Source organism: Nonomuraea jiangxiensis (assembly GCF_900099965.1).
Taxonomy (GTDB): Bacteria; Actinomycetota; Actinomycetes; order Streptosporangiales; family Streptosporangiaceae; genus Nonomuraea; species Nonomuraea jiangxiensis.
In genome coordinates, this window is the sequence record NZ_FNDJ01000007.1 from 345,978 (window position 1) to 370,007 (window position 24,030).

21 protein-coding genes are annotated in these 24,030 nt (G+C 69.8%); 9 read left to right on the top strand and 12 right to left on the bottom strand.

Translation table 11 applies throughout. The features are described 5' to 3' along the window. Window positions 1-132: 132 nt before the first annotated feature. The 3 genes from BLS95_RS18085 (at window position 133) to BLS95_RS18095 (ending at window position 1,702) form a co-directional block, all read left to right on the top strand. The gene (locus tag BLS95_RS18085) at window positions 133-588 is read left to right on the top strand and encodes a carboxymuconolactone decarboxylase family protein (RefSeq protein WP_090932635.1); all 456 of its coding nucleotides are present in this window, start codon (window positions 133-135) and stop codon (window positions 586-588) included. Between the two features lie 89 nt (window positions 589-677). Beyond that, window positions 678-1,136, top strand: coding sequence for an iron chaperone (locus BLS95_RS18090; RefSeq protein WP_090932637.1), 459 nt, complete (start codon window positions 678-680; stop codon window positions 1,134-1,136). Window positions 1,137-1,162: 26 nt separating this feature from the next. Further along, window positions 1,163-1,702, top strand: a complete 540-nt coding sequence (locus tag BLS95_RS18095) for a GNAT family N-acetyltransferase (RefSeq protein WP_090932639.1) — start codon at window positions 1,163-1,165, stop codon at window positions 1,700-1,702. 105 nt (window positions 1,703-1,807) lie between these two features. Here BLS95_RS18095 and BLS95_RS18100 read toward each other — a convergent pair whose 3' ends face one another. Then, entirely contained in the window at window positions 1,808-2,623 is an 816-nt protein-coding gene (locus tag BLS95_RS18100) for a SigB/SigF/SigG family RNA polymerase sigma factor (RefSeq protein ID WP_090932641.1), read from the bottom strand. 302 nt (window positions 2,624-2,925) lie between these two features. Continuing rightward, entirely contained in the window at window positions 2,926-4,158 is a 1,233-nt protein-coding gene (locus BLS95_RS18105; RefSeq protein ID WP_090932643.1) for a glycerophosphodiester phosphodiesterase, read from the bottom strand. Between the two features lie 815 nt (window positions 4,159-4,973). Between BLS95_RS18105 and BLS95_RS18110 the strand changes: the two genes are divergently transcribed. Both BLS95_RS18110 and BLS95_RS18115 read left to right on the top strand, forming a co-directional pair. After that, entirely contained in the window at window positions 4,974-5,636 is a 663-nt protein-coding gene (locus BLS95_RS18110) for a response regulator transcription factor (RefSeq protein ID WP_342742724.1), read from the top strand. Then, on the top strand, window positions 5,633-7,462 hold the full coding sequence (locus tag BLS95_RS18115) for a sensor histidine kinase (RefSeq protein WP_143043758.1): 1,830 nt from the start codon (window positions 5,633-5,635) through the stop codon (window positions 7,460-7,462). The genes BLS95_RS18110 and BLS95_RS18115 overlap by 4 nt, the downstream gene beginning before the upstream one ends. Window positions 7,463-7,495: 33 nt before the next feature. Here the strand turns inward: BLS95_RS18115 and BLS95_RS18120 are convergent, their stop codons facing one another. Beyond that, entirely contained in the window at window positions 7,496-8,470 is a 975-nt protein-coding gene (locus tag BLS95_RS18120; protein WP_090932647.1) for a helix-turn-helix transcriptional regulator, read from the bottom strand. Between the two features lie 137 nt (window positions 8,471-8,607). Between BLS95_RS18120 and BLS95_RS18125 the strand changes: the two genes are divergently transcribed. Further along, complete coding sequence (locus BLS95_RS18125) at window positions 8,608-9,003, top strand: RidA family protein (protein ID WP_090932649.1); 396 nt, start codon at window positions 8,608-8,610, stop codon at window positions 9,001-9,003. 69 nt (window positions 9,004-9,072) lie between these two features. Here BLS95_RS18125 and BLS95_RS18130 read toward each other — a convergent pair whose 3' ends face one another. Next, entirely contained in the window at window positions 9,073-9,882 is an 810-nt protein-coding gene (locus tag BLS95_RS18130) for a hypothetical protein (protein WP_143043759.1), read from the bottom strand. Between the two features lie 87 nt (window positions 9,883-9,969). Beyond that, window positions 9,970-10,437 (bottom strand): GNAT family N-acetyltransferase, encoded by a 468-nt coding sequence (locus BLS95_RS18135; RefSeq protein WP_090932653.1) that lies wholly within the window; start codon window positions 10,435-10,437, stop codon window positions 9,970-9,972. Between the two features lie 97 nt (window positions 10,438-10,534). Here BLS95_RS18135 and BLS95_RS18140 point away from each other — a divergent pair, with 97 nt between their 5' ends. Then, the gene (locus BLS95_RS18140) at window positions 10,535-11,674 is read left to right on the top strand and encodes a hypothetical protein (protein ID WP_143043760.1); all 1,140 of its coding nucleotides are present in this window, start codon (window positions 10,535-10,537) and stop codon (window positions 11,672-11,674) included. Here the strand turns inward: BLS95_RS18140 and BLS95_RS18145 are convergent. The 6 genes from BLS95_RS18145 to BLS95_RS18170 all read right to left on the bottom strand — a co-directional run bounded on the left by BLS95_RS18145 (window position 11,668) and on the right by BLS95_RS18170 (window position 21,008). Then, entirely contained in the window at window positions 11,668-11,907 is a 240-nt protein-coding gene (locus BLS95_RS18145; RefSeq protein WP_090932657.1) for a SpoIIE family protein phosphatase, read from the bottom strand. The two genes, BLS95_RS18140 and BLS95_RS18145, sit on opposite strands and share 7 nt — an antisense overlap. 248 nt (window positions 11,908-12,155) lie before the next feature. Continuing rightward, window positions 12,156-16,595, bottom strand: a complete 4,440-nt coding sequence (locus BLS95_RS18150) for a polymorphic toxin type 27 domain-containing protein (RefSeq protein WP_090932659.1) — start codon at window positions 16,593-16,595, stop codon at window positions 12,156-12,158. Window positions 16,596-16,627: 32 nt separating this feature from the next. Then, entirely contained in the window at window positions 16,628-17,527 is a 900-nt protein-coding gene (locus BLS95_RS18155; RefSeq protein ID WP_218135824.1) for an FG-GAP-like repeat-containing protein, read from the bottom strand. 146 nt (window positions 17,528-17,673) lie between these two features. Next, window positions 17,674-18,909, bottom strand: a complete 1,236-nt coding sequence (locus BLS95_RS18160; RefSeq protein ID WP_090932661.1) for an MFS transporter — start codon at window positions 18,907-18,909, stop codon at window positions 17,674-17,676. An 8-nt stretch (window positions 18,910-18,917) separates the two neighbouring features. Further along, entirely contained in the window at window positions 18,918-19,838 is a 921-nt protein-coding gene (locus BLS95_RS18165) for a DMT family transporter (protein ID WP_090932663.1), read from the bottom strand. A gap of 264 nt (window positions 19,839-20,102) precedes the next feature. Continuing rightward, entirely contained in the window at window positions 20,103-21,008 is a 906-nt protein-coding gene (locus BLS95_RS18170) for an NADP-dependent oxidoreductase (protein ID WP_090932665.1), read from the bottom strand. A 257-nt stretch (window positions 21,009-21,265) separates the two neighbouring features. Here BLS95_RS18170 and BLS95_RS18175 point away from each other — a divergent pair, with 257 nt between their 5' ends. Next, on the top strand, window positions 21,266-21,694 hold the full coding sequence (locus tag BLS95_RS18175; protein WP_143043761.1) for a hypothetical protein: 429 nt from the start codon (window positions 21,266-21,268) through the stop codon (window positions 21,692-21,694). A 147-nt stretch (window positions 21,695-21,841) separates the two neighbouring features. On the opposite strand, the gene BLS95_RS18180 is transcribed toward BLS95_RS18175, so the two are convergent. Next, window positions 21,842-22,645 carry a neutral zinc metallopeptidase gene (locus BLS95_RS18180; RefSeq protein WP_090932669.1) on the bottom strand — a complete coding sequence of 268 codons (804 nt, stop codon included), beginning with the start codon at window positions 22,643-22,645 and terminating at the stop codon, window positions 21,842-21,844. A 316-nt stretch (window positions 22,646-22,961) separates the two neighbouring features. On the opposite strand from BLS95_RS18180, the gene BLS95_RS18185 reads away from it, so the two are divergent. Beyond that, window positions 22,962-23,888 (top strand): hypothetical protein, encoded by a 927-nt coding sequence (locus BLS95_RS18185; protein ID WP_143043762.1) that lies wholly within the window; start codon window positions 22,962-22,964, stop codon window positions 23,886-23,888. Window positions 23,889-24,030: the final 142 nt, after the last annotated feature.

A 24,030-nucleotide genomic window follows, 5' to 3' on the forward strand; every position in this document is an offset into this window, starting at 1 on the left:
ACGAATCACCGCAGGCCGAAGCCGTTTCAACTGTCCCACGGTGTCCCACCGTCGTGGCCCTGGCAAGCCCGTGCGGCTGTCATGGAGTCACGCCCCGAGGGACGGGGCGCCGATCCGGAAGAGGAGAGCACGATGCAGTCCCGTATGCAGAACCCGGCCTTCGTCCTGCCCGACGCGATGCAGCCCATTCAGGCGCTGTTCAAGGCCGTGCACGCCGGTGGCGTGGACGCTCAGACGCTGGAGCTGGTCCATCTGCGGGTCAGCCAGATCAACGGCTGCAGTGCCTGCGTCGACGCCGGCACCAAGACCGCCCGCAAGGCCGGGGTGAGCGACGATCGGCTGGCCTCGGTCGTCGCCTGGCGGGAGGCCCCGTACTTCAGCGAGGAGGAGCGCGCGGCGCTCGCGCTGGCCGAGGCCGCGACCCGGCTGGCCGACCGGGCCGACGCGGTGAGCGACGAGGTCTGGGACAGGGCGGCCACCTATTTCGACGAGAAGCAACTGGCCGCGATCGTGCTGATGATCGGCGTCACCAACCTGTTCAACCGGCTCAACGCCACCACCCGGCAGATCGCCGGCGCCTGGGGGTGAGCGGTGCACGGCGTACGCTCTCCGAGCGAAGCCGGACAAACCGCCGCAATGGCCCACATTCTCATCACTCGCAGACAGGAAGCCTCACCATGACCGAAACGCAGAAGGCCGCCAAGGGCACGTACGACGGGTTCACCGACGACGAACGAGCCGCGATGAAGGAGCACGCCCAGGAGCTGAAGAAGGCCGCGCGCCGCGGCTCGCGCGCCACCGAGGCCGACGCGGAGCGCGACGTGCTCGCGAAGATCGCCGAGATGGTGGGGGAGGACCGCCTCCTCGCCGAGCGGATCCACGCCATCATCAGAGCCGGCGCGCCCACCCTGGCGCCGAAGCTCTGGTACGGAATGCCCGCCTACGCCAAGGCCGGCAAGATCGTCTGCTTCTTCCAGCCCGCGGCCAAGTTCAAGGCGAGGTACGCGACCCTCGGCTTCAACGACCCGGCGAACCTCGACGACGGCACCATGTGGCCGACCGCGTACGCGCTGACGGACCTGACCGCCGACGACGAGGCACGGATCAGCGCCCTCGTGAAGCAGGCGGCGAGCTGAGGCACCCGTCGGGAGCAGGGGCCGCTGTGGCGACCTACGAACCCTTCGTACCCCGGAGTGCGACGGAGGACGACCTCGCGGCCTGGTGCACGGTGTTCAGCGAGGGACAGAGCGAGATGTCCGGCGACCCGCCGCTCGCGTCCGCACTGGCCGAGCGGCTGCTGGCCGAGGAGGAGGCTCCTCCGGTGCTGCGCTGGGCCGCCCGCGCCGACGGCGCTCGGCCGATCACCGGCGTGGCCGAACTACGGCCCCAGCCGCACGATCCCCGGGTCGGTTTCCTGCGCCTGTTCGTGGCGGCTCCGGCCCGCCGCAACGGCATCGGCTCCGCCCTGCCGGCCCGGATCGCCGGCGATGCCCGCTCGACGGGGATGGACCGGATCCAGGCCCTGGCATCGGCCGGGGAACCCGGTGAAGCGTTCGCCGGCACCTGGCCCGGCGTACGGGAGATGGCGGCGCGGGCCTGGGACCGGGCGGCGGTGCGCGCCTGGGAAGCCCGGATGAGTCAACCAGCGGAACGCGCCGATGCCGGCCGTGAACCGGGCCGTGGGCTACCGGACGGCCGGTGAACGGCTCCTGCTGGAAGGGCCTGTGGGCCATGCGTGAACACCCCCCGCTCAGGGGCGTTGGATCGAACGTGCCTGACGCTCGATCCAACGCACCTGGAGGACCGGTCAGGCGGCCGCGCGGGTGAGGCGGGACGACCGGTGATCGGGGCCGGCGGTCAAGGCCTTGCGCAGGTGGGTGAGCGTGGCGCGCAGGATGCGCGAGACGTGCATCTGGGAGATGCCGAACTCGGCGGCGATCTCGGCCTGCGTCAGGTTGCCGTAGAACCGCAGCAGCAGGATGTTCTTCTCCCGGTACGGCAGGGCGTCGATGAGCGGCTTGACCGCCTGCGCGTCGACCAGCGTTTCCAGCGTCTGGTCGTAGTCGGGGATGAGATCGCCCAGGCTGGCCGAGTCGCTGTCGTCCGTACCGACCGGCGCGTCCAGGGACAGGGTGCTGTAGGCCGTCGAAGCGTCCAGGGCCAGCAGCACGTCCTCCTCTGACAGGTTCATCTTGGCGGCCAGTTCGGCCACCGTGGGCGAGCGGCCCAGCAGCTGGGTGAGCTCGCCGGTGATCCGGTTGAGCTCGGCGCGGCGCTCCTGGTAGACGCGCGGTACCCGGATGGCCCAGGTCCGGTCGCGGAAGTGTCGCTTGACCTCACCCGTCATGGTGACCGCGGCGTAGCCCCGGAAGTCGTGGCCCAGGCTGGCGTCGAAGCCGTTGATGGCCTTGACCAGGCCGACGTAGGCGGCCTGCCGCAGGTCCTCCAGCGGTTCGCCGCGGTGGCGGTAGCGGCGGGTGATCTCGGTGACCAGTCCCTGGTGCATCTCGACGAGCCTCTCGCGCAGCCTCATCCGCTGCTCGTCGGAGGTGTCGGGGTCGACCATGGCCACGAGAAGCTCTTCGGCGGTCATGTCGGTGATCGTGATGTCCTGAACGGTCATGATGTTAGCTGCTCCCAGCTATGCAGGCCGCCCCGCCCAAGACAAAAGCCCAGGCAGAAGCGCGCCTCGTATCTATCGCGAGACGAAGCCCTCTGCTGGACCTCACCTGATCATTTGCCACTCTCAGGCGCCTTAATCACCCTTGTTGGTAACAATACGGTCACGCCCGCTGGATGGTCGGAACCGAGCCCTCATGACCAGGCCGATCACGCCGCCACGGGAACATCCCGCGGCGGCGTCCGGCTTCCCGTCCTACCCAGTCAGGACGGCTGGTGCCGGGAGAAGCCCCGAGGGCCGCGTGTTCATGCGCGTCCGGTAGAGGCGTGGACGGCGCCGTCCCCGGCGAAGGAGACCTTCGCGCCACGCAGGTTCCTGGCGGGTACGGTCACGCAGCCGCCGTCACCGGTGACCAGGTCGATGCCCTTCCTGCCGTTGCCCTTGGCGAGGTGCACCGTCTTGCCGGGGAAGCCCAGGTCGTTGTCGGCGTTGACCAGGCACACCTGGTCGGCGTTCGCGCCACGGTCGCGGTCGTCGGCGCGGCCATGGCCGTTGTTCCGCCTCGTCACGATCTTGGAGTCGACGGCCTCGCCGGCCGCGGCCACGATGAGGGCGGGCTGGTTGGTCTGCACGCCGTCGGCGCCGATCGAACGGGCGAGCTGGAACTGGGCCACCTCCTGCTCCGGTCCCGCGTCGTAGGCGTGCGGCATGACGACCGCGCACGCGTCGTGGGCGGCGGCGATGGACTCGGGGGCGTACTCGGCAAGGGTCGAGCCGTACACCTTGGCGATCTGCCCGATCTCGTAGATCAGGTAGCCGGGCTCCCAGTCGCTGCGGTTGTAGATGACCCGGGCGTCAGGCGCGGAGACGAAGACCCGCGGGTCGCCCGAGTTGAAGATCGACTCCTCGATCAGACCGTACTTCTTGACCAGGTCCGTGACCTTTCCTTCCTCGGTCACCGAGCCCTTGATGTCGAGCTCGACGCCCCGGCCGGCCCGCTTGGCGAGGTCGAGGATCTCCTCCAGCGAGGCGATCTGCGCCGGGTCGTACTCGCCGCCCTTCCAGGGCGCGTAGTCGGCGGCGTTGAGGGCGCGCACCTCGTCGTAGGTCAGGTCCGTGATGTTGCCGGTGCCGTTGGTGGTGCGGTCCACGGTGGAGTCGTGCAGGGCGACGAACTTGCCGTCCTTGGTCTGCTGGACGTCCACCTCGACCAGGTCGACACCGTAGGCGAAGGCGTACTCGTAGGACTTCAGCGTGTTCTCGGGGGCGAGGGTGTTCGCTCCCCGGTGGGCGGAGATGATCACGTTCTCGGAGCCCTTGTCCGGGGTCCCTACGTGCTCCCAGCGCTCCGGCTCCGGCACCTGGTCGCACACCGGCGGCTTGACCAGCGGCTTGAGCTGGGCCAGGATCTGCCGGACCTCGTCGACCCGGGGGTCATCGTCAGCGTGTGCACCGATGGTGCCGACCGCCAGACCAGCGGTCAGTGTGGCGACGGCGACCAGCGACCGCACAGCCCGGCGTGCGGTGGGGTACGTCATGTCCGATCCTCTCGACAAGCTTGTTGGCGTGCCGAGTATTCAGGTGCTGCCGCACCGCTCGGTGAATCGCTCTTGGCGATCAAAAGGCGTATTTCCGACGCTTCGGGCAATTAGTCCAATTTCCCCCGGCGATCGGCCCGTGGACGACCCCGAGGGATAACCCTCTGGTGGGCCGACCCTGCCGGTTGTGACGATGGCTTCTGACCAGCCGGCCGGCCCGCTCCCTGCGCCCCGAACGCGGCGGCCCGCCGCGCCTCGACTCGCCGACAAAGGAGAAAAGCATGTCTCGAACCAGCCACAGGCGAACGGTGACGGCCCTGGCCTGTTTTGTACTGGCGGCCGGGCTTACCACGGCCGTCTCCTCGCCCGCTCTGGCGGATCACCAGGTGTGGAACATGCACGGAGACAATTACGCCGTAAGTTCTGCGATCTATGACGAGCTGTGGGTCTGCGATCGCGAGGCCGACAACAACGCCTCCGCATCGAGTACACCCTCAGGTCGGGCGGCGGGACTCGGACTCTGCGCGACGCCAACGGAAGCGCGTCCGGGTGCGGTCACATCGATCTGGGATCGGGGCGCCTCAACCGATGGTGCCTGGCCGAGACCGGCGAAACGTGCACCGGAGCCGATTACACCCGCCCCACCATCCCCCGTCCGCACTGAGACAGGTGAAGCGGTCCCGGCGCCGCCCACTGCTCCTCGGTAGGAGACCCCGCTCTCTTGCCGCGCCCCGGCTTCTCCCTGGAATTTGACATAAAGTCAGGGGGGATGCCGGTTCGCGCTGGGGAGTCGGGTTGACGGAAACTCATGGGGCGTGGCCGTGCGGGTGATGCTCGCCGACGACGCGCTGCTGTTCCGGGAAGGGCTGGCCCGGCTCATGGGCGAGGCGGGGTTCGAGGTCACGGGGCAGTGCGGTGACGCCGAGCGGCTGCTCATCCTGGCCCGCTCCCACCGGCCCGACGTGGCGGTGGTCGACATCCGGATGCCCCCCACGTACACCTCCGAGGGCCTGGACGCGGCGCGGCGGCTGCGGGCGGAGCATCCGGGTCTGGGCGTGCTGCTGCTGTCGCAGTATGTCGAGACACATCATGCGATGACTCTCGTACGCGACGCCTGCGCGGCGACGGGCGGCGCCGGTTATCTGCTGAAGGACCGGGTGACCCGGCTGAGCGAGCTGGCCGAGGCGGTGCGCCGCGTGGCCGCGGGCGAGTGCGTGGTCGATCCCGGGCTGGTGAGCCGGCTGGTGTCGCGCCCGCGCTCCAGCACGGTCCTGGAGGAGCTGACCGGACGGGAGAGCCAGGTGCTCGCCCTGATGGCCGAGGGGCGGTCGAACTCCGCCATCGCCAGGAACATGGGGCTGAGCCACAAGACCGTGGAGGCGTACGTCCGCAACGTCTTCGACCGGCTCGGGCTCGCCCTCAGCGAGGACGACAACCGCCGGGTGCTCGCCGTGCTGGCGTACCTGCGCGCCTCATGACAGCGCCCGCCCGCGCCGGCGTCCTCGCCGGGCGGACCGTACGGACCCGTACGGTGTCCGGTCCCCGGCCGGCGGGCCTGGGCGGTGCGCGCGGCGGCGCGGTCGCGTTCCTGGCCAGCGGCTCCTTCTACGGGGCGGCCGTGATGTGGGGTGGGGCCGATCCGGACGCGGTCGCGGTCGCCAAGGCGGGCGCCGCGCTCCTGGCGACGTGGTCGTTCTTCGTGGCGGGGTTCGTCGCGCTGGCGCGCAGGCCGGGCAGCATGCTCGGCGCGCTGATGCTCACCTCCGGTGCCGTGGGGACGCTCAACAGCCTCACCTATGTGAACCACCCGGTCGCCTACGCGATCGGCAACCTGGCCTCGCCGCTGTTCATCCTGTTGTGGCTGCACATCGCCATCAGCTTCCCCGAGGAGCGCGGCCGGGCCGGCCCGGCGCGCAGGGTCCTGCTGTACGCGGGCTACTTCGTCATCGTGCCGATCGTGACGGTCGCGCAGGTGCTCGTTGAACCCGCCCACTACGGCTGTGACACCTGCCCGCCGAGCGGCGTGTTCGCCGCCGGTTACGTCGTGGCCCGGCCCTACCAGCTCACCGTCATCGCCGTCTTCACCGTGACGTGCGCGTTGGTCCTGATGGCACTGTGCCTACGCTGGTATCGCGCCTCGCCGCCTCGCCGCCACGTGCTCCTGCCGATGCTGCCGGCCACCGTGTCGGCTTTCACCCTGGCCGCCGCGGGCTGGGTGGGCACCGCCGTGGACCGCCCCGAGGTCGCCACCGCCGTCCTGGTCGCCGACTTCGGCGCGTACGCCGCCTCGGCGCTGTGGCCGGTGGGATTCCTCGTCAGCCTGGCCCGCGCCCGCCTGCACCGTTCCGTGGTCGCCGACCTGGCCCTCAGCCTGGACGCCCCGCTGCGCCCCGCACAGGTACAGCAGGCGCTGGCGGACGCGCTTCGCGACCCGACGCTGCGGCTGCTCCTCCGGCCACCGGATCACGAGCGCTTCGTGGACGTGACCGGGCGACCAGCAGGCCTGCCCACGGCGGCGGAACAGCATGCGGTCACCCTGCTGGAAGGCGGCGCCGGCCACGTCGTGGCGCTGGTGCACGATCCCGCGCTGGACGAGGACCCCCGGCTGATCCGGGCCGCCGCCACCACGGTGCTGATGGCGATCGAGAACGAGCGGCTCAACGCCAAGGTCATGGCACAACTCGCGGAGGTACAGGGCTCGCGGAGCAGGATCGTGGAAGCGATGGACGCGGGCCGCCGCCGCATCGAACGCGACCTGCACGACGGCGCCCAGCAGCGACTGGTGAACCTCGCGCTGATGTTGCGGCTGGCACGCTCCCGGCTGGAGGACGGGCATCGCGCCCGCCCGGTCGTCGACGAGGCGGTCTCGGAGGCGGAGGCCGCCATCGAGGAGCTGCGCGAACTGGCCAGGGGGATCCATCCGGCGATCCTGACCGACGCCGGACTCGGTCCAGCGCTGGAGTCACTGGCCGAACGCGCACGTCTGCCCGTAAAGGTGCTCGCCCTCCCCGGCCGGCGGCTGCCGCCCACGGTCGAGAGCGCGGTGTACTTCGTCGCCTCCGAGGCCATCGCGAACGCCGCCAAGCACGCCAGGGCCAACGAAGTGACCGTCGCGGTCGATGAGGAGGGCGGCCTGCTCCGCCTCGTGGTCTCCGACGACGGCATCGGCGGCGCCGACCCGCACGGGCCGGGACTGCGCGGCCTCTCCGACCGCATCGCCGCCGCCGGCGGACGGCTCTCCGTCACCAGCTCGCTGTCGCACGGTACGCGCATCACCGGCGAAATCCCTCTCACCTGGGGATGAGCCCGCCCCTTGACCGTCGCCGCGCACGAACTTTCAGGATGAGCCCCCGTAGCGGGTGGCGATCGTGGTGGCGCGGTCGCGCAGCGAGTCGCGTAACCACTGCGGGGCCAGGGCTTCCGCGTTCGTGCTGAGCTGCCACAGCGCCCATTCGGCGTGTCTCGGGTCCTGGAAGGTCACCTCCAGCCGCAGCCAGCCGTCCGTGTCGGGTTCCTCGGCGCGGACGGCCAGCGCGGTGCCCAGCAGGTCCTCCCGCCGCACCGGGTTCACCCGTACCAGCACGGTGACCTGGTCGCCGCCGGCCCGAAACCGCGTGCTGCGTTCCTGCCAGGCCTGGTCCAGATCGACCCGGTCTGGTCGCTGTGCGGGTTCGGGGAGTTGCTTGGCGGCCAGGACCCGGGACAGCCGGTAGGTGCGGTCCGCGCCCGACCTCGTGGCCAGCAGGTATCCCCGGTCGCGTACGGTGACCAGGCCGATCGGGTCGACCGTGCGCCACTTCGGGGTCTCGTCCACAGCCGCGTAGTGGATCCGCAGCTTGTGTCCGGCGAGCACCGCGCGCAGGACCTCGGCCACCACGGTGTCAGGCGCCTCCTCCGTGACCAGCCGGCGCGAGAGGAGGTCGGTCTCCGGGTCGATGAGCAACCGCTCGGCCGCGCCGGCCGCAGTGTCCCGATAGCTTTCGGGCAGCGCGTCGACCACCTTGAGCATCGCCGAAGCGAGCGCCGAGCCGAGGCCGAACGCCTGCGCGCCCCGCCGCGATCCGGCGATCAGCAGGGCAAGGGCCTCGTCGTGGTTGAGTCCGGTGAGCTCGGTACGGAACCCGGGCAACAACGCGAAACCGCCGTGCCGGCCGCGTTCGGCGTAGACCGGGACGCCGGCCGCGGACAGCGCCTCGATGTCGCGCAGCACGGTGCGGGTGGATACCTCCAGCTCGCGGGCCAGCGCGGTCGCGGACAGCCGACCGTGCTGCCGCAGCAGCAGCACCAACGAGACCAACCGGTCGGCGCGCACCCGGAGAACTCTACCGAAATACACGACACAGGATGTCGTGTATTCGCTGGCAGGCTCATCAACGCGACCAAAGGATGTCGGCTACCGAGCCGATCGACGTACGTGATGTCGACGAATCGAATGGAGCGAATGTGGCAATGGAGCGAACGGCGGTCAACCCGTGGGCGTGGTCGACGGAGCTGGGGTACAACCAGGGTGAGCTCGTCTCCGGGCACACCCGGACGCTGTACTGCTCCGGGCAGACCGCGATGAGCGGCGAAGGCAGGCCCCAGCATGCCGGTGACATGGCGGCGCAGTTGGCGCTGAGCCTCGACAACCTGGAGGCCGTACTCGGCGAGGCCGGCATGTCCCTCGCGAACCTCGTCCGGCTCAACGTCTACACCACCGACGTCGATGGGCTGTTCGGGCACTACGGCGTGCTGGCGTCACGGTTGGGCGCCGCCGGGGTGGCACCGTCCACCACGATGCTCGGGGTGACACGGCTGGCGCTCTCCGACCTGATGGTCGAGCTTGAGGGAACCGCCGTCGCGTGATGCGACCTCGCCGCCGCCTCCGGCAGAACCGCCGGAGGCGGCACGATTGACGAGCTGACGCCGGGTCATTCACGAAGAGTGCGGCTGGGCGGGCTCCCGCTCCGGGGTCGTGCCGGGGCCGCCTCGGCCGGGCAGCCGAGCGTGGGAGAGCAGAGCCAGCGCCCCCGCGATCACGTGGGGCCAGCCGAACAGGTCCAAAGTGCTGGAGCAGCCATGCGGGGCGGACGATAGAAACCAGGCGACCGGGTGGAACAATCCGGGCACCAGCAGCGCCAGCCCGACGAGCGGCGCGCTCGGATGCGCGGCCAGCACGGCCCCGACAGCAGCCAGGCCGACCCAGATGTAGAGGGCCCCGGCAGTGTCGAGGTGTATCGCGGTCTGCGCCCAGCTGCCCCGCAAATCCGCCCAGCAGCCGACAAAGACATCGGAGAAGTACCTCCGGGCCAGGGCCTGGCCGAGCACCAGAAGCACGACGGCGCTCCAGAGGGCCGCCCGCGGTCTCGGCAGTTGGTGTCCCGGGCGGGTCCGCAGCAGGGCGACGACGGCGACCGCGTGGCAGGCCACCACGAGCCACTCACCGCTCCTCTGGCCACAGGGGCTGGTGTAGGGGATGACGAGGGTCAGCGCGTTAAGCGCCAGCGTCACCGCCGCGCAGATCGCACCGACTTTGGGGAACTGCCGAGGCGCCCAGAGCGCGAGGAACGCCAGTATGAGGGGCAGCAGCGTCGAGGCGTATCCGGCGCTCTGCCAGACGGCGGTCTCCAGCGCGCTTGGCTCCATCACCTGGTAGGCGAAATAGCCGCAGCTTTCGAGCGTCAGGATGGATAACAGAAGCGGTGCGGTGGCGGCCAGGATGGCCAGGGCACGGAACATCGGCAACCTCTCACCGGGCGAATGATCACGGGAGAGAGTAGCGTCGCGGCCGAAGTGGCCGCGCGGGGCGCACTGGCGAACTCCGCGCAGGCATCAGAGCGGCTGCTCCAGCACGTGTTTCCATTCGGCGAATCCGGCCGCCGCATAGAAGCCCTTGGCGCCCTCGTTGAAGTCCAGCACGTCGGTCAGCAGCCTCCGGCAACCCTCCAACCTGCCTGCGTCCTTCACGGCCTCGATCAGCCGACTCGCGACCCCGCCTCTGGCCGCCTGTGGATCCACCGCCAGCTGATCGAGGACGATGAAGGATTCGGCTTGGAGGAACGGGTTTTCCTCGCGACGTACGATGACGGCCACGGCATACCCGACCGGACGATCAATCTCGGCGATGAACGCTCGCGTGACGTCTTTGACCAGCTGAGCCGCGAAGTAGTCGGTGAGCTCCTCTTCGGGTGGGTCGACGCGGTAGACGTCGGGGCGGTGAGCGGCGTGGATCGCATGAACGTGAGGGTTCAGCAGGGCCAGGATTCTGGCGTCCTCTGCTGCGGCGGCGCGGATCTTCATGCGGGCACCCTAAATCCAGCCGCTCTCAGGGCCGTCCGAAATGACGATGTGAATGTGCATTACCGACGGCTGCCCAGGTTGTGTGATCCTCAGTGAGATGCGTAAGGCGACGCGTGTGCTCACTGCACTGGTCCTTGCCGCCATGTGTGTGCCGGCCGCCGATACGGCCCTGGGCGGTGGTGGGCGGACGGCTGATGACGCTGTTCGGTCGGCGGCGCGCTGGACTGTGAGATACACCGCCTCTGGCGACGAGAACTCCGCGATGAGGGTGATCCCGACGGCGAGTGGCGGGGCATGGCTGTTCACCACGGGAGCCCGAAGACCCGGCTGGTCGATGCTGCGCTGGGACGGGACCTCCTGGAAACGCTCCACGCCGCCCAAGCAGTTTGACAAGGCCTGGTCGCTCGAAGTCGGCGGCTCGCCATCCGGGGAAACGATCTGGGCGGCCGCGAGCGTGGCACATGGAGACGAGGACGCGAGCACAGAGCATCTGTGGCGGTTCTCCGATGGGCGCTGGACGCACCAATTCTCCCGAGACGCGACCTGGACCGGCGTGATCGACATCGCCGTCAGCTCCCGCGACGATGCCTGGTTCGTCACCTCCATGGATCCGGACGGCGCCCCCTCGGCGGTGCTGCGCTGGGATGGCAGGGCATTGCGTTACCAGGAGGGGCCGGGCGAGTTCGACATGACCGCGGTCGCTGCGGCGGGGCCGAACGACGTGTGGGTGGTGAGCAGAAGGCAAGGGCCCAGGACACTGCACTGGAACGGCGCAGCCTGGAAGGAAGTCGATCACCCCTGCGTGGCGGAGTCGGTTCGGTCACCATGTCGGGGGCGGCGCCACCTCGCGTGGATGAGCCTGACGGCACAGCCGGATGGCCGGGCGTGGGCGGTAGGCCCTGCCTCGGCGGACGGTGGCAGCCCGATCGTGCTGCACTGGGACCGTACCCGATGGACGCAGGTGAGCCTGAACGTGGTTCAGACAGGCTTGACCGCGGTACGCACCGATCCAGTGAGCGGTCTGTGGATCGCCGCCAGCCCTGCCTCCGGCGCGCCCTATGTGCTCAACCTTCGCGACGGCAGATGGACCAGATCAACCCTGCCCGGGGGCGGTCCGGCTGATCGCATCATCGACATCGCCCCAGCGCCGGGCACGACGCGGCTCTGGGTCCATACCGTGCGCCGCGAACTCGCCGGTGACAAGGAGGTTCGGACGGTGTACGAGCTGGTTCAGTGACCCGGCAGCTGTACGGCGATGATCGCGATGTCGTCCCGGCGTGCCAGGGGCAGCCCGCTGAGCAGTTCGTCACAGAAGACGTCCAGGGGCTCGCGGGCCAGGGAGGCGGCGGTGCGGCGCATGCGTCGCAGCCCCGCATCGAGGCGCTCTCCTGGCACTTCTACCAGGCCGTCGGTGTGGAGCAGCAGCGTGCTGCCCGGCGGAAGCGTCGCGACGGTGCTGGCGCGCGGCATGTCCCCCTGAGCGCGTCGCGCACCTGGCTCATGGTGACGGCGGCGGGCCCGTACGGCGGGGTCGGTCCTGAACGGCGACGGCCGCCTTTTGAATCTCTCCCCTCAGTGCTATCGGGATGACCGCGCGTAACGTTGCGTGCAGCCGGAAGGGTCACCGGCTCCCACCGCTCCATGAGGCCGATCGAATCCGTCTCGGGTGGTAAGGCCGGGTCCGGCGAGGTCCGGACCCGGCATGCGGCTACTTCATCTCACGACCCCGGGGGCAGCGGCGGCCGCGGGAACACCCTCGTAGGCGTCCCGTCCTTGAGCATGTAGAACTCGATCGACTCCCAGGTGCGCCTCTCCATCCGGTACGCCCGGCGCAACTCGGTCATTTCCCATGCGGTCCCAAGGCCGTTCTTCGGGTCCGCCACCGTCCGCCAGTCCCCCGGGGGCACCTTGTCTCCGCGCGCCAGCAGGGAGGCCAGCGCCTCGTCGGCGGTCGTGGCGCCGGGGACGCCGTCCAGGGTGACGGACAGCCGGACGGAGGAATTGTTCGCCGCCTCGGTGGCGGCGGTCATCCAGAGGGGCCGTCCGTCGCCGTTCGGGGTGGCTACGGCGAACGCCTGCCTGTTGAAGGTGTACCCGCCGAGGCCCCTGGCCAGGTTGTCCGACCAGGGGTTGATGCCCAGGACGGCGTGATCCCCGGCCTTGACGATGTCCTTGATGCAGTCGTTGTGCACCAGGACCGGCGTCGAACCCGCGTACACGTAGTACGTGTGGTCGGTCTCGACTTCGAAGTTGTACACGTCGACGCGCCCGTCACTCGCCGACACCGCCTGGACCCGGTCGGCCTTGCCGGACGGGTCCTGGAGCGCGTCACCAGGGCGGAGGTCCTGCGACTGCGTCCAGCCCTTGCCCTGGACCCAGAACCGGTGGCCTTCGGTCACCGACAACGTGCCGCTGTCCGCGGTGATCCGCACCAGTGAGTCCACCGACCGGTGGAACAGCCGTACGACGTCGCGCAGGGTCCGCCTGCCCGTCGCCGGGTCGGCGGCCCAGACGCGGTCCCCGACCCTGATGTCCTCGATCTTCCTGGGACCGTCCTCGGTGTCGACGAGCGTGCCGGCCGGGAAACAGTGTCCGGTCGCCAGCGCGTTGCCCGCGGCCCGCTCCAGGCCGGAGATCGCCTCGGCGGGCAGCCCCGAGTAGCGCAGCCGGAACAGCGCCTGGGTGAAGGCCGTCCCGCTCTGCATGGCCGTACGCAGGGACAGCGCGTACGTGTACCCGGCCTTGATCACCGGTGGGATGACGATCGAGCCGATGGCCCACGCGCAACTGGTGGTCGATCCGCCGTCCTGGCCCGTCACCTTGCGCCAGCAGCTGACGTAGTCGTGCACCAGCGCCCTGCCCAGCCCCTGCAGGAAGTTGACGACCAGGTCCTTCCCGTTGAAGTGGGTGCGCTTGGTGTAGCGGACGTCGAGCGGGCCGCTGCCCAGGTAGTCGAGCACCAGGGGCCCGGTGCAGTCGGCGATGCTCCTGCCGGGCTGGGAGCAGGTCTCCAGGTAGTAGTCCTGCGTCCCGTAGAGGTGATACTCCAGGTCGATGTCGCAACCGTTCGTACCGGTGCAGAAATCCTCCAGGGGATTGATGTCGTAGAGGGCGTCCTCGCTCGGCAGGCTGATCAGGTTGGGGATGCCGGTCGGGCCCGATTCCGAGGCCCTGGCCGCCTCGCGTTCCTGTTCGGCGGCGGCCTCGGCACGTTCGGCCGCCGCCTGGGCCTGCTCGGCCAGTTCGCGGGCGCGGGCCGCGGCGGCCTCGGCCGTACTGGCGTCCGTCTCCGCCTGGGTGGCGACGTCGCGGGCCGTGGCCGCGTCGTTCTCGGCGGCGGTGGCCGCGTCACGGGCGGAGGCGGCGTCCTGCTCGGCCGCGTCGGCCGAGGCGCGGGCGGCGCTCGCGTGCCCCGCCGCGGCGTCGGCGGCCGAGGCCGCGGCAGCCGCGTCCGCCGTGGCCTGGCGGTCGTACTCGACGGTGTCGGCCTCGGCCTGCACCGCCGCCTTGGCCGCCGTCTTCGCCTCCGCCGCGGAGTCCCGCGCCTTGGCGAGCGAGGCGGCGGCCTTGGCTGCGGAGTCGGCCGCCTGGGCCGCCGCGACGGCGGCCGCCTTGGCGTCGGCCGTGGCCTGTGCCGCCAACGCCGCGGCCTCCGTGGCGGCCCGTTGCGCCTGTGCCGCCTTGGCCTGGGCGACGGCGGCCTGCTGCGCGGCCAGCGTCTTGGACGACTGTCCGGTCAGCACGGCCAGACCGGCCGAGGCATCGGTGTCCTTGTACGGCGAACCGAGCTCGATCGCGTCGTTGGCCGGCTTTATCACCTGGGCCGCGGAGTCGCGTGCGGCCACCGCGGCCTGGGCGGTGGAGTAGGCGAACCCGGCGGTACGGACCGCGTCGACGTGGGCCGCGTCGGCCTCCCTGCGCGCGACGACGGCGTTCGCCTTGGCGGTGACCGCCTTGGCCTTGGCCGTGTCGGCGAGGATCTTGGCCAGGCGGACGTTCTCCGCCGCCGCCTCGGAGGCGGCGATGGCGTCGGCCGCCGCGGCGTGGGCCTTCTTGACGGCGGCGTTCGTGATGGCCACGTCGCGCTGGGCGGCGTCGGAGGCGGCCCGAGCGCGGGAGGCGGCGGCCTCGGCGCGCGTGGCGGCCTCGCGGGCGGCGGTCGCGGCCTCGGTGGCCTCGGTGGCGGCGGCGCGGGCGCTAGCTGCGGCGGCGGTCGCCCGGTCGGCGGCGGCCCGTGCCTGGGTGGCGGCGGCCCGCGCGTCCTGCGCGGCGTCGGTGCCCTCGACGGCGGCGGCGTGCGCCTCGCGCGCGGCGGCCTTGGCCGTCAGGGCGTCCCGCTCGGCTTCAGCCTCCACCGCCTTGTTGCGCGCGTCGCGCGCCTTGCGCTCGGCCTCCAGCGCCGCGGTCTTCCTCTCCGCCGCCGTGCCGCCCGCCGCCTCGGCGTCGCTGAGCGCGGCAGCCGCCACCTGCCGCTGGTTCTGGGCGGTGGCCTCGGCCGTCCTGGCCTTGGCCCGTTCCCCGGCGGCGATCTCCTTCTGCGCCTCGGCTCTGTCACGCTCGGCCTCGGCGGTCGCCCGCCTGCTTCTGGCGTCGGCGGCGGCGGCCTCGGCCTCCTGCTCGGCGGCCTCGGCCCTGCTCTGGGCCTGCTTGGCCTTGGTGGCGTTGAGCGCGGCCTCGGCGGCCTGCGCGGCAGCCCCGTCGGCGGCCGCCTTGGCCTGCGCGGCGGCCTCCTCGGCTGCGATGCGCCGGAACTCGGCCTGCGTGGCGTGCGCCTGTGTCTCGGCCAGTGCCATCAGGGTCTTGCTGTCGGCGGCCGAGGCGCGGGTGGCGTTGGAGGCGGTCTCGGTGGCCTTGGCCACGGCCTTCGCGGCGGCGGCGGAGGCCCGGGTGACCTGGACGGCCTGCTGGCCGTAGAGCAGGCCCCGGCCGCGGGGCAGGCCGGCGGCGTCGGCGATCGCGTACGCGGCCTGCTGGGCGGCCACGGCCGAGGCGGCGTGCTCCTGGGCGGACTGGGCCGCCCTGGAGGCGACGAACACCCTGCCGAGCGCCATCGCCTGCGCCTTGACGATGTCGTTCTTGACCTGGGTGAACTCGGCCGCGTCCGGATAACTCGGGTTCGCGGAGGTCTGCTTCAGCCAGAACGCCTGCCAGTCGGCCAGCCGGACCGCGATGATCGACTGACCGAGCGCCTCGCCCAGGGCCTGGGTGGCGACCTGGAGGTCGGCCGTGGCCTGCGCCTCCTCCTTGAGGATCGTGTCACGCTGGACCCGCTGGCCGTCGACCTCCTGCTGCCACTCCGCCGAGGCCGTGGCGAACTCGGCCTCAAGCACCTTGTACGGGTCGGGCGGGTTCTGCGTGGTGCAGGAGGCGTATCGGGCCTTGAGGTTCTCGACGTCGACCCGGAACTCCATGCTGTCCGGCGCGGGCGCGCTGGTCGGGAACCCGCCGGTGGCCAGGAAGGCCCGGGCGTCGTCGGCGTACATGGGGTGCATGAAGGTCATGTCCTCCCACGCACGCCACCCCTCGTAGTCCTTCTCCATCGTGTAGCGCTCGGCGGCGATGGCGTTGACCGCGTCCACGGACTGCCTGCTGGCCACAGGTGTCTGGTCGTCGTAGAAGTCGGACTCGCCCTGCCAGTACTGGTTGTTGATCCAGCCGATCAGGCCCACTTTGGTGAACGGGCTGTCCGTCCGGCCGATCGTCTGGAACCCGGCGTGCGTGTAGCCATCCGGGGGCGTGACGGAGAGGGGCTGCTCCCACACTGCGCGGCGGCCGTCCAGCTCGTCCCCTTTGGCCGAGGCTCGTTCGCCGTCTTTGTCGTAGGCGGCGCTCAGCGGCGTGGGCGGCTCGGTCCAGTACTCGGGGTTGGCGGCCCGCAGCAGGTCGGTGTCGGTGCCGACGAGCCCGGCGCGGGCGACGGCCTTCAGGTCCTGGCCGCCCTTGCGCTGCACGACGGTGAGCAGGCACTGGGCCGCGCGCACCTCGGCGGCGTGCGCGAGGTCGTATTCGCCTTCGCCGGCACCGGTGTCGGCGAAGGCGGCGGCCGGGCGGATCCCGGGAAGGGGCACGATCTGCGCGCCGCCGACGACGACCGCGGCGCAGGTGAGGGCCGCGGCGATCGCCCGCAGCCGCCCTAATAGGGGGATATTGGTAGGCATGTCAGCCGTTTCTTTGAAGCGGAGTACCGGGATCAGAACAGGGCGTTGAAGGCGTTCCACCCGGAAGCGCCGATCTGCACCCGGGCGGCGAAGGGGGCGGAGGAGACCCCGGTGCCCTTGAACAACCACAACGCGCCGGCCGAGTCGCGGGCGATCAGGTCGGCCTTGCCGTCCGCGTTGTTGTCGCCGGTGGAGACGAGGGCGGTGTAGGCGCCCCAGCCGGTTCCCGCGCTGATGCGGGTCCCCAGGATCTGGTTGGCGACGATGCTGCCCGTTCCCGGATAGATGTAGAGCGTGCCGGTGGTGGTCCTGGCCAGCAGGTCGTTCTTGCCGTCACCGGTGTAGTCGCCGTACCCGGCCAGGGCGTTCATGGTGTCCCAGCCGGACGCTCCGGCCTGGGCACGCGCCGACAGGCCCCCGTCGGAGCGTCCCGGGATGAGCCACAGGGCACCGGCCGTGTCCCGCGCGATGATCTCGGGGGCTGCGCTGCTTCCCATGTTGCCCGGGGTCATGATCAGGTTGTAGATGTCCATGTTCCCGGCGACGTGCATGGATGAGCTGCCGCGCTCGGCGGTGTAGAAGAGCATGCCGCCGAGGCGGAAGAACAGGTCGTTGCCCGCGCCGCTCTCAGAGGTGTTGGCGCGCAGGATCGCGGTGGCCGCCGCGAAGCCGCCCCCCAGGTCGACGGGGGCCTGAAAGCCGCCGGCCGCGCCTTTGGGCTCGTACGCCAGCAGGTGGCCGTCGCTGCTTCTGCGTACGAACAGGGGCGACATCGGCGCGGCGGCGGCCGCCTGGACGGTCTGCCCGGAGGCGGCGGCCACGGGTTCGGGCGCCAGGGCCGGGCCGATTACCAGAGCGGCGGCCAAGGCCATCACGACCAGGACCCGCCGTGCGGAGGTGATGAACGTAGTCGTCCTTCGACGCAATATCACTAGATTTCCTTCCATGACCAGGTCATGCAGCAGTTCGGTGGCCGCCTGCCGTCCGGCGTGGTCCCTGGGGCCGGACCGGGCCGCGGGAATGGCGGACGTCGGCGGACGGCGCGGTGAAGCGGCGGCCCCGACGGTTCCGACGGCGTTCAATGCGCGGTCACGTCGAGCCCGCGTCTCATGCGGAGCGGGGAGAGGAAGACCGGCAGGAAGGCCGTCGCCAGGACGCACGCGCCCACCCACAACGTGACGTGCACGCCGGCCAGCTCGCCGATCAGGCCGGCCACGGCGGAACCGACCGCCAGGGCGCCGGTCAGCAGGGTACGGAAGGTGGCGTTCATCCGGCCGAGCAGGGCATCCGGAGTCATGCGCTGCCGCAGGCTGACGCCGAGCACGTTGTCCATGCCCGTCTTGAACATCACCAGCAGATAACCGGCTCCCGCCAGCCACAACCCGGCGCCACGGTCGATGAAGGGGAGCGTCAGGCTCGCGGGCGCCAGACAGAGGCCGACGAACGCCAGCGCCCGGCCGTGACCGAGCCGATCGGCGACGGGCCGGGCGCAGCGGGCGCCGAGGAGCAGTCCGACGCCGCCCACCGCCCAGAACAGGCCCAGCGTCGCCGCCGGGTAGCCGAGTTCCCGGACGAACAGCACCGGCAGCATGGTGTTGACGATCTGGGAGCCGAAGTTGTTCAGGGTCGCGGTGAACGCCAGGGCGCGCAGTTCGGCGCTGCCCAGAACGTGCCGCACCCCTTGCGCGATCTGCGTACGCAGCCGGGCGGGCCGTACGGATGAGCGTGGAGCCGGCGTACTGGGCAGGGCGGTGAGCCGTACGGCCGAGATCAGGTAGGCGCCCGCCGTACAGGCCGTGGCCACGGGTGCGGTGAGCACCTGGACAAGACCGCCGCCCGCCCCTCGCCCGGCGACATTGCCCACGGCGATGAGGCTCATCGTGGCCGCGTTCGCCGCGACGAGGCGGTCACGGCCCACCAACTGCGGCAGCACGCTCTGGGAGCCGACGTCGAAGAACACGGTGGCGCAGCCGTTCAGCACGGCCACCAGGTACAGCTGTTCCAGGGTGAGCACGTCCAGCCACCACGCGATCGGCAGCGAGGCCGACAGCGCCGCGCGTGCCAGATCCGCGGTGATCAGCACATGCCGGTGGGACATCCTGTCCATCCACGCCCCGGCGGGCAGGCCGATCACCAGGAAGGCCACCGTGCTCAGCGTGGCCAGCGCCCCGACCTGGCCGGGGCTCGCCTCCAGCGCGGAGACGGCGATCAGGGGAAGGGCGATGTAGCCGACATTGGTGCCGAACTGGCTGAGCGTGGACGCGGTGAACAGGACGCGAAAGCCCGCCACCTGCCACGGAGAACCGGGGTGCATGGTCCGGTTCAATCGGCGGTCGAACCGGTGCCGCCGCGGCTGCCGGCGAGGTGGATCGGGTGAGGTGGTGTTCGCCGGGTCAGCCCGACCCCGAGAAGGACCACGGCCATCCCGGCGATGACGCGGAGGGTGAGCTCCTCGTCGAGAACGAGCGCACCCAGGGCCACTGAGACGACCGGCAACAGATAGCCGACGACGGCCGCGCTGGTGGCGCCTTCGTCCTCGATGAGGCGGAAGTTGAGGTAGAAGGTGACCCCGGTGCAGAAGACGCCCAGGATGACGACGGCGACCAGCGCCGTCACGTCCGCCTCGGCCGGGACGGCGCCACTGACGGCCAGGACGGGCGCGCTCAGGCCGGCGGCCATCAGGAGCTGGGCCGCCGAGAGCGCGACAGGGGCGCCTCTGCCGACGAGCTCGCGTCCCATGTAGGCGAAGGCCACGGCATAGCTCGCCGCGCCGCCGAGCATGGCCAGGACTCCCCAGGTCAGCGGCCCGCTCCCCTGCCAGGGCGCGAAGATCAGCAACGTGCCCGCGAAACCGAGCAGCAGCCCGGCCAGGCGTACCGGACGAAGCCCGCGCTCGGTTCCGATGGCCATGCCGACCAGCAACGACCACAGCGGCGTCGTCGCGTTCAGCGCTCCGGCCATCCCGCTGCTCGTGGACTCGACGCCGACCGCGAACAGCAGGAACGGCAGGGCGTTGCAGAAGAAGGCGGCCACGACGAGTCGGCCCCAGGTGGCTCGATCGCGCGGCAGGCGCCGGCCCGTCATGCGGGCCAGGACGACGAGCGCCAAGGCCCCGAACGCCGAACGGGCGACGGTGACCTGCAACGGGCTCAGACCGTGATCCAGAGCGACCTTGATCCACAGGAAGGCCGACCCCCACAGTAGGGCGAGCACGGCTATGCGCGTCCACGCCTTGTGGGTCATCGTCCGCCTTTCGTCCCGCCGTTCCAGATGAACGTTGCCGTGGTCGGACTCGACAGCACAAGTGCAAGATTGTGCACTCACCTTTAAGCAGAGCTACATGCTTTGGCGCACAGCGCCCGCAGGCCCCCGCCCAGAAGCCGAGATGGTCCCCCCGATTGGCTCCCATCGACTTCCAGACATGAGAAAAGGGCCCCCGGACTACTCCGAAGACCCCTCTCACCTGCGGCTTCTTGGTGGGTGTTCACGAAAGGGTGTGGCCTGCGGTCAGAAGACGAGAGCGATCTTTCCTGTCAACTGGCCGCGGCGGAAGCGCTCGTGCGCTTCTCGCACGTCTCGCAGGCTGTATTCGGAGTCGAGTCGCACCTTCACCTGGCCCGCATCTACGATCTTGGCCAGTTCGGCGAGCCCCGCACCGTCCTCGCGTACCTGGTTGACCGTGGTGCGAACCGAGCGGTGGGACAGGTCCGGCACGGGTCCGGCCTGGGTGGCGATGGAGACATAGCGGCCTTCGTCGACGACAGCGTCCGTCACGAACGCGCCGAAGGTGTCGAAAACGGCGTCATAGGCGGCTGCGGGCAGAGCCGCCCGGTCGGTTGTGGCCCATTCAGCCCCGAGTTTCCGGACCACTTCAACCTGGGCCGGCCTGGACACCAGCGCGTCGACCCGTGCGCCACGCGCTCGGGCAAGCTGGACGGCCAGGCCGCCGACGGCGCCGGCCGCTCCCGCGACCAGCAACCGTTCTCCTGCGCGAATGTCGAGCCAGTCCAGCGTCTGAGCAGCGGTGAGCCCAGGCAGTGGCAGCGTCGCCGCTTCCACCAGGCTGATGGTTGAGGGTGCGACGGCAAGAGCGTTGTCCGGCATGGCCACGAGATCGGCCCAGGTTCCTCGACCGGTGTCAAGCTGGTGAGACATCCCGAAGACCCTCTCACCCACAGGCAGTTCGCTGGTGCCGCTGTCGACGACGATGCCCGCCAGTTCCCAACCCAAGATCATCGGCAGGGGTGGGGCGCCCTCGCCGATGGCGCCTTCACGCGTCTTGTCGTCCACGGGGTTGATGGCGGAGGCGACAACGCGCACCAGCACCTGGCCGTCCCGGGGACGAGGTGCTGACGCCTCCGTCAAGGTCAGGACGTCAGGGTCGCCGAAGTGGTCGATCCGTACGATACGCATGCTCAACTCCCTCAGTGTTCGATAGGCATCCAACGCTAAGGGATGCTGTTCCCCACTCCTCATGGGGTGCGTCGGCGGGAGCGAGGGGCCCCTTGACCAGCCTGGCTTGCGATAGCGCTCAAGAGTTGAAGCGCAGTCGGACACCTATAGCGCATCTGCGTCCCGCCTGAATCTTTCTTGGTGGGTGTTCACGAATAGTGCCGGCGCAGGGGTGGAGTAGCTACTTAAAAGGTCGCGTGGTCGTTAGAGTGCTCGCTGTGCCGCTTCCTGATCTTCCCTCTGGTCGTGCCGGCCGCTCCTGGGTCGGCTTCATCATGGTCATGCTGTTCATGGCCGCCTGTTCAGTGCAGTTACCTGAGGATTCGACGCGCCCCTTGGTCGATCTACGGACAGAGGTCAAGGGAAAGATTCTTCTGCATCATGTCGCCGACTCGGGCGACCAGACTGAATGGGTCGGAAAGCTGAAGGCGGGGAACTTGTACAAGGTCGCTGTCGATTGCGTCGGTTCCCAGGGAATGATGACGATCGTGCCCCGCAAGGGCTGGACGACGGCACGGCAGTGCAGCGCGGGATTCGGGACGTACACGGTCGACAATCGCCCCGCTTCGACGCCGGAAGTAGAGACGCTGATGATCAAGGCGCCGCGTGGTGCCAGATGGGCTGTGCTGGCAGTCCAAACCTCGTAAGTGGCCGAGAGGCCCGAGACCTGAGCCTGCACTCCCTGCACGGAGCCACCGGGAAAAGCCCCCAACCGGCGACGATGCCGACTGGGGGAATCGTGGTGCGAGAACGTCCGCGATCGGACTCCGTCCACCCGGCCCGGAGCAGGTTTCTCAGGCGACCTGGGAGGACGCGGCCGACCAGGAGTTGCACGCGGCCGGGTTGCCGCCGGCGTAACCACGCTTGATCCAGGCGCGCACGTTGGCCGGCTTGCCCATTACCCGCTTCTCACTGGAGGCACGTGCGGCGTCGCCCTTTACCAGGGTCAGCAAGTGGTTCCAGTCTTTGCCGGATCGCCCCCTCATCGGCGAGACGCTCTTCAGAAAGGCGGCGGCGAAGCAGTCCGACTGGAGGTTGTGGCGCCGGAACTGCTCGCTCAGCTCGGACTTCGAGCTGGTCGGGATCGCCTGGAAGGCGTCCTCTATGCCGACCATGTTCTGGACGTGCATGCCGTAATGGGAGGACACAAGGTGGAACAACCAGAGGTCCGAGGGGTCATCCATCAGGTCCTTGCCGATCTGGAAGACCAGCGTGCTGGTCTTGGCGCAGTAATAGGCCTGGGAGCTGTCCACGGTCACGTCGAAGCCGCAGTACTTCTTGGGAATCCGGTCCATGTGCTGGACCTTGGCAGGCTTGTACGGCAGGCCGGCCTTGGTGAGGTGCTGTTTCCAGGTCTTTCCCAAGCAGGCGGCGACCGCGTTGATGTACGCCCGGGCCTGCGTGCGGTTGTTGCGCTGGACCCGCGGCTCCTTGCAGGTCGTCTTCGGCAGCAGGCCGGCCTTGTAGAGCGGGTTGTCGATCAGCTTGGGGTGCTTGACGGGGTAGGCCGCGGTCTGCGCGGCTGCCGTGCCGGATAAGGGGACGATGAGGGCACCCGCGAGCGCCGCGATCGTAAAGGATTTCACGAAGCGTGACAATAGGGTCTGTCCTTACTCCATGACAACCCGAACTCTTTCCCACCCCCTTCGCGCAAGGAGCGTCCGGCCGCTTGATGAGACACCCGTACCATGCCGGAGGGCCGATATCTTTCGTAGCCGAATCCTGCGCCGGAAAGGACCTGTCTTGCTCTCTCGCCTTGCTATGATCAGTCGGCCGTGGATGGTTTTCTGGGCCATCTTGGTCGCGCTCTGTGTCGGCGCGGTGACGATATTCTTGACAACGGCGCGGACGGCTCCGTCCCCCTCGGAGGGCGCCAGGAGATATCTGCTTTTCGCCACCCCTTTCCCCACCGTCATGGATCTCGCCACCGGCAAAATCCTGGAGGAAATACCGTCGCCGGACGGAACGCTCACCGAATACGCCACTTTCGCCCGCGACACGGCCCCGGGGACCTACCTCGCGGTCACCGTGGAGCGCCCACCGGGCTATGACCCGCGGCAAAGCCCACGCGGCGCCAAATCCACAATTCATCGGCTCACGATGGACGCCCAAGGGGTGGTCAAAGTGCAGGGCACCGCCTCTGGCGAAATAGAAGGAGTCATCCGCAGCCTCGCCGTATCCCCGGCAGGGGAGATCGCCTACGCGCGTACGACCGCCGACAAGAAGGACAACCTCTTATCCTTCGCCGGCGTGCTCGGCACCACCTCCGAATGGCCGGTCGAGGACCCTTACCGCCTGTACTGGAGCGACGAGAACACACTGGTCTTCCCGTCGAGAGCCGAACCCCCGTGGACGCTCCGCACCAAGGAGAACGGCGAGCGTTTCATCGCCGGCGGCGGATTCCTGCCCACCCGCGAGGTCAGGACCGGAGCAGCCGGGAAATTGCCGGTCCCACCGGATCTGACGTCCTACGGAATGGTGCAGCTCCCGGACCGCCGGATGATCTGGGCGACGGCGTCCCCGGACGACAGCGACATCATGTCCCTCGTCCTCTACGACGGGCCCACATCGATCGGGACCGTGTACCAGCCTCCCCGAGGAAAGATCGTCTCGATGACTCTGGACCCCACCGGTAGCCACCTGCTGGTCGGCCACGAAATCGCCCGGTCCACGGGCACCGGCATGGACGACTTCACGCACGACCAGAAGCTCATCCGGATCGACCTGCGGCAGGCAACCGGCCTGACCACCCCTGCCACGAGCACCCGCCGAGACCTCGCCTTCCCGCAGCAGGTCGTCTGGCAGGGCAACGACCTGGCCCTCGAAGAAATCGCCTGGTAGCCGCTGCGGCCCCGCCACCGCCAGGCGAAGGCCCCGCTCGACCGACCGGTGACGAAGGGTACTGCGTTCGAGGTTGCTGCGGCACTATCCCGACAGCGGACAACTGGTCCGCGATCGGGCTCCGCGCACCTGCACGGCGACG

What these genes read in the sequence shown, in the direction of transcription:
- BLS95_RS18165 (WP_090932663.1), bottom strand. Translation starts at nt 19,838, where the DNA reads ATGACCCACAAGGCGTGGACGCGCATAGCCGTGCTCGCCCTACTGTGG.
- BLS95_RS18185 (WP_143043762.1), top strand. Translation starts at nt 22,962, where the DNA reads ATGGATCTCGCCACCGGCAAAATCCTGGAGGAAATACCGTCGCCGGAC.
- BLS95_RS18100 (WP_090932641.1), bottom strand. Translation starts at nt 2,623, where the DNA reads ATGACCGTTCAGGACATCACGATCACCGACATGACCGCCGAAGAGCTT.
- BLS95_RS18090 (WP_090932637.1), top strand. Translation starts at nt 678, where the DNA reads ATGACCGAAACGCAGAAGGCCGCCAAGGGCACGTACGACGGGTTCACC.
- BLS95_RS18085 (WP_090932635.1), top strand. Translation starts at nt 133, where the DNA reads ATGCAGTCCCGTATGCAGAACCCGGCCTTCGTCCTGCCCGACGCGATG.
- BLS95_RS18170 (WP_090932665.1), bottom strand. Translation starts at nt 21,008, where the DNA reads ATGCGTATCGTACGGATCGACCACTTCGGCGACCCTGACGTCCTGACC.
- BLS95_RS18150 (WP_090932659.1), bottom strand. Translation starts at nt 16,595, where the DNA reads ATGCCTACCAATATCCCCCTATTAGGGCGGCTGCGGGCGATCGCCGCG.
- BLS95_RS18140 (WP_143043760.1), top strand. Translation starts at nt 10,535, where the DNA reads ATGCGTAAGGCGACGCGTGTGCTCACTGCACTGGTCCTTGCCGCCATG.
- BLS95_RS18115 (WP_143043758.1), top strand. Translation starts at nt 5,633, where the DNA reads ATGACAGCGCCCGCCCGCGCCGGCGTCCTCGCCGGGCGGACCGTACGG.
- BLS95_RS18135 (WP_090932653.1), bottom strand. Translation starts at nt 10,437, where the DNA reads ATGAAGATCCGCGCCGCCGCAGCAGAGGACGCCAGAATCCTGGCCCTG.
- BLS95_RS18125 (WP_090932649.1), top strand. Translation starts at nt 8,608, where the DNA reads ATGGAGCGAACGGCGGTCAACCCGTGGGCGTGGTCGACGGAGCTGGGG.
- BLS95_RS18160 (WP_090932661.1), bottom strand. Translation starts at nt 18,909, where the DNA reads ATGCACCCCGGTTCTCCGTGGCAGGTGGCGGGCTTTCGCGTCCTGTTC.
- BLS95_RS18105 (WP_090932643.1), bottom strand. Translation starts at nt 4,158, where the DNA reads ATGACGTACCCCACCGCACGCCGGGCTGTGCGGTCGCTGGTCGCCGTC.
- BLS95_RS18145 (WP_090932657.1), bottom strand. Translation starts at nt 11,907, where the DNA reads ATGCCGCGCGCCAGCACCGTCGCGACGCTTCCGCCGGGCAGCACGCTG.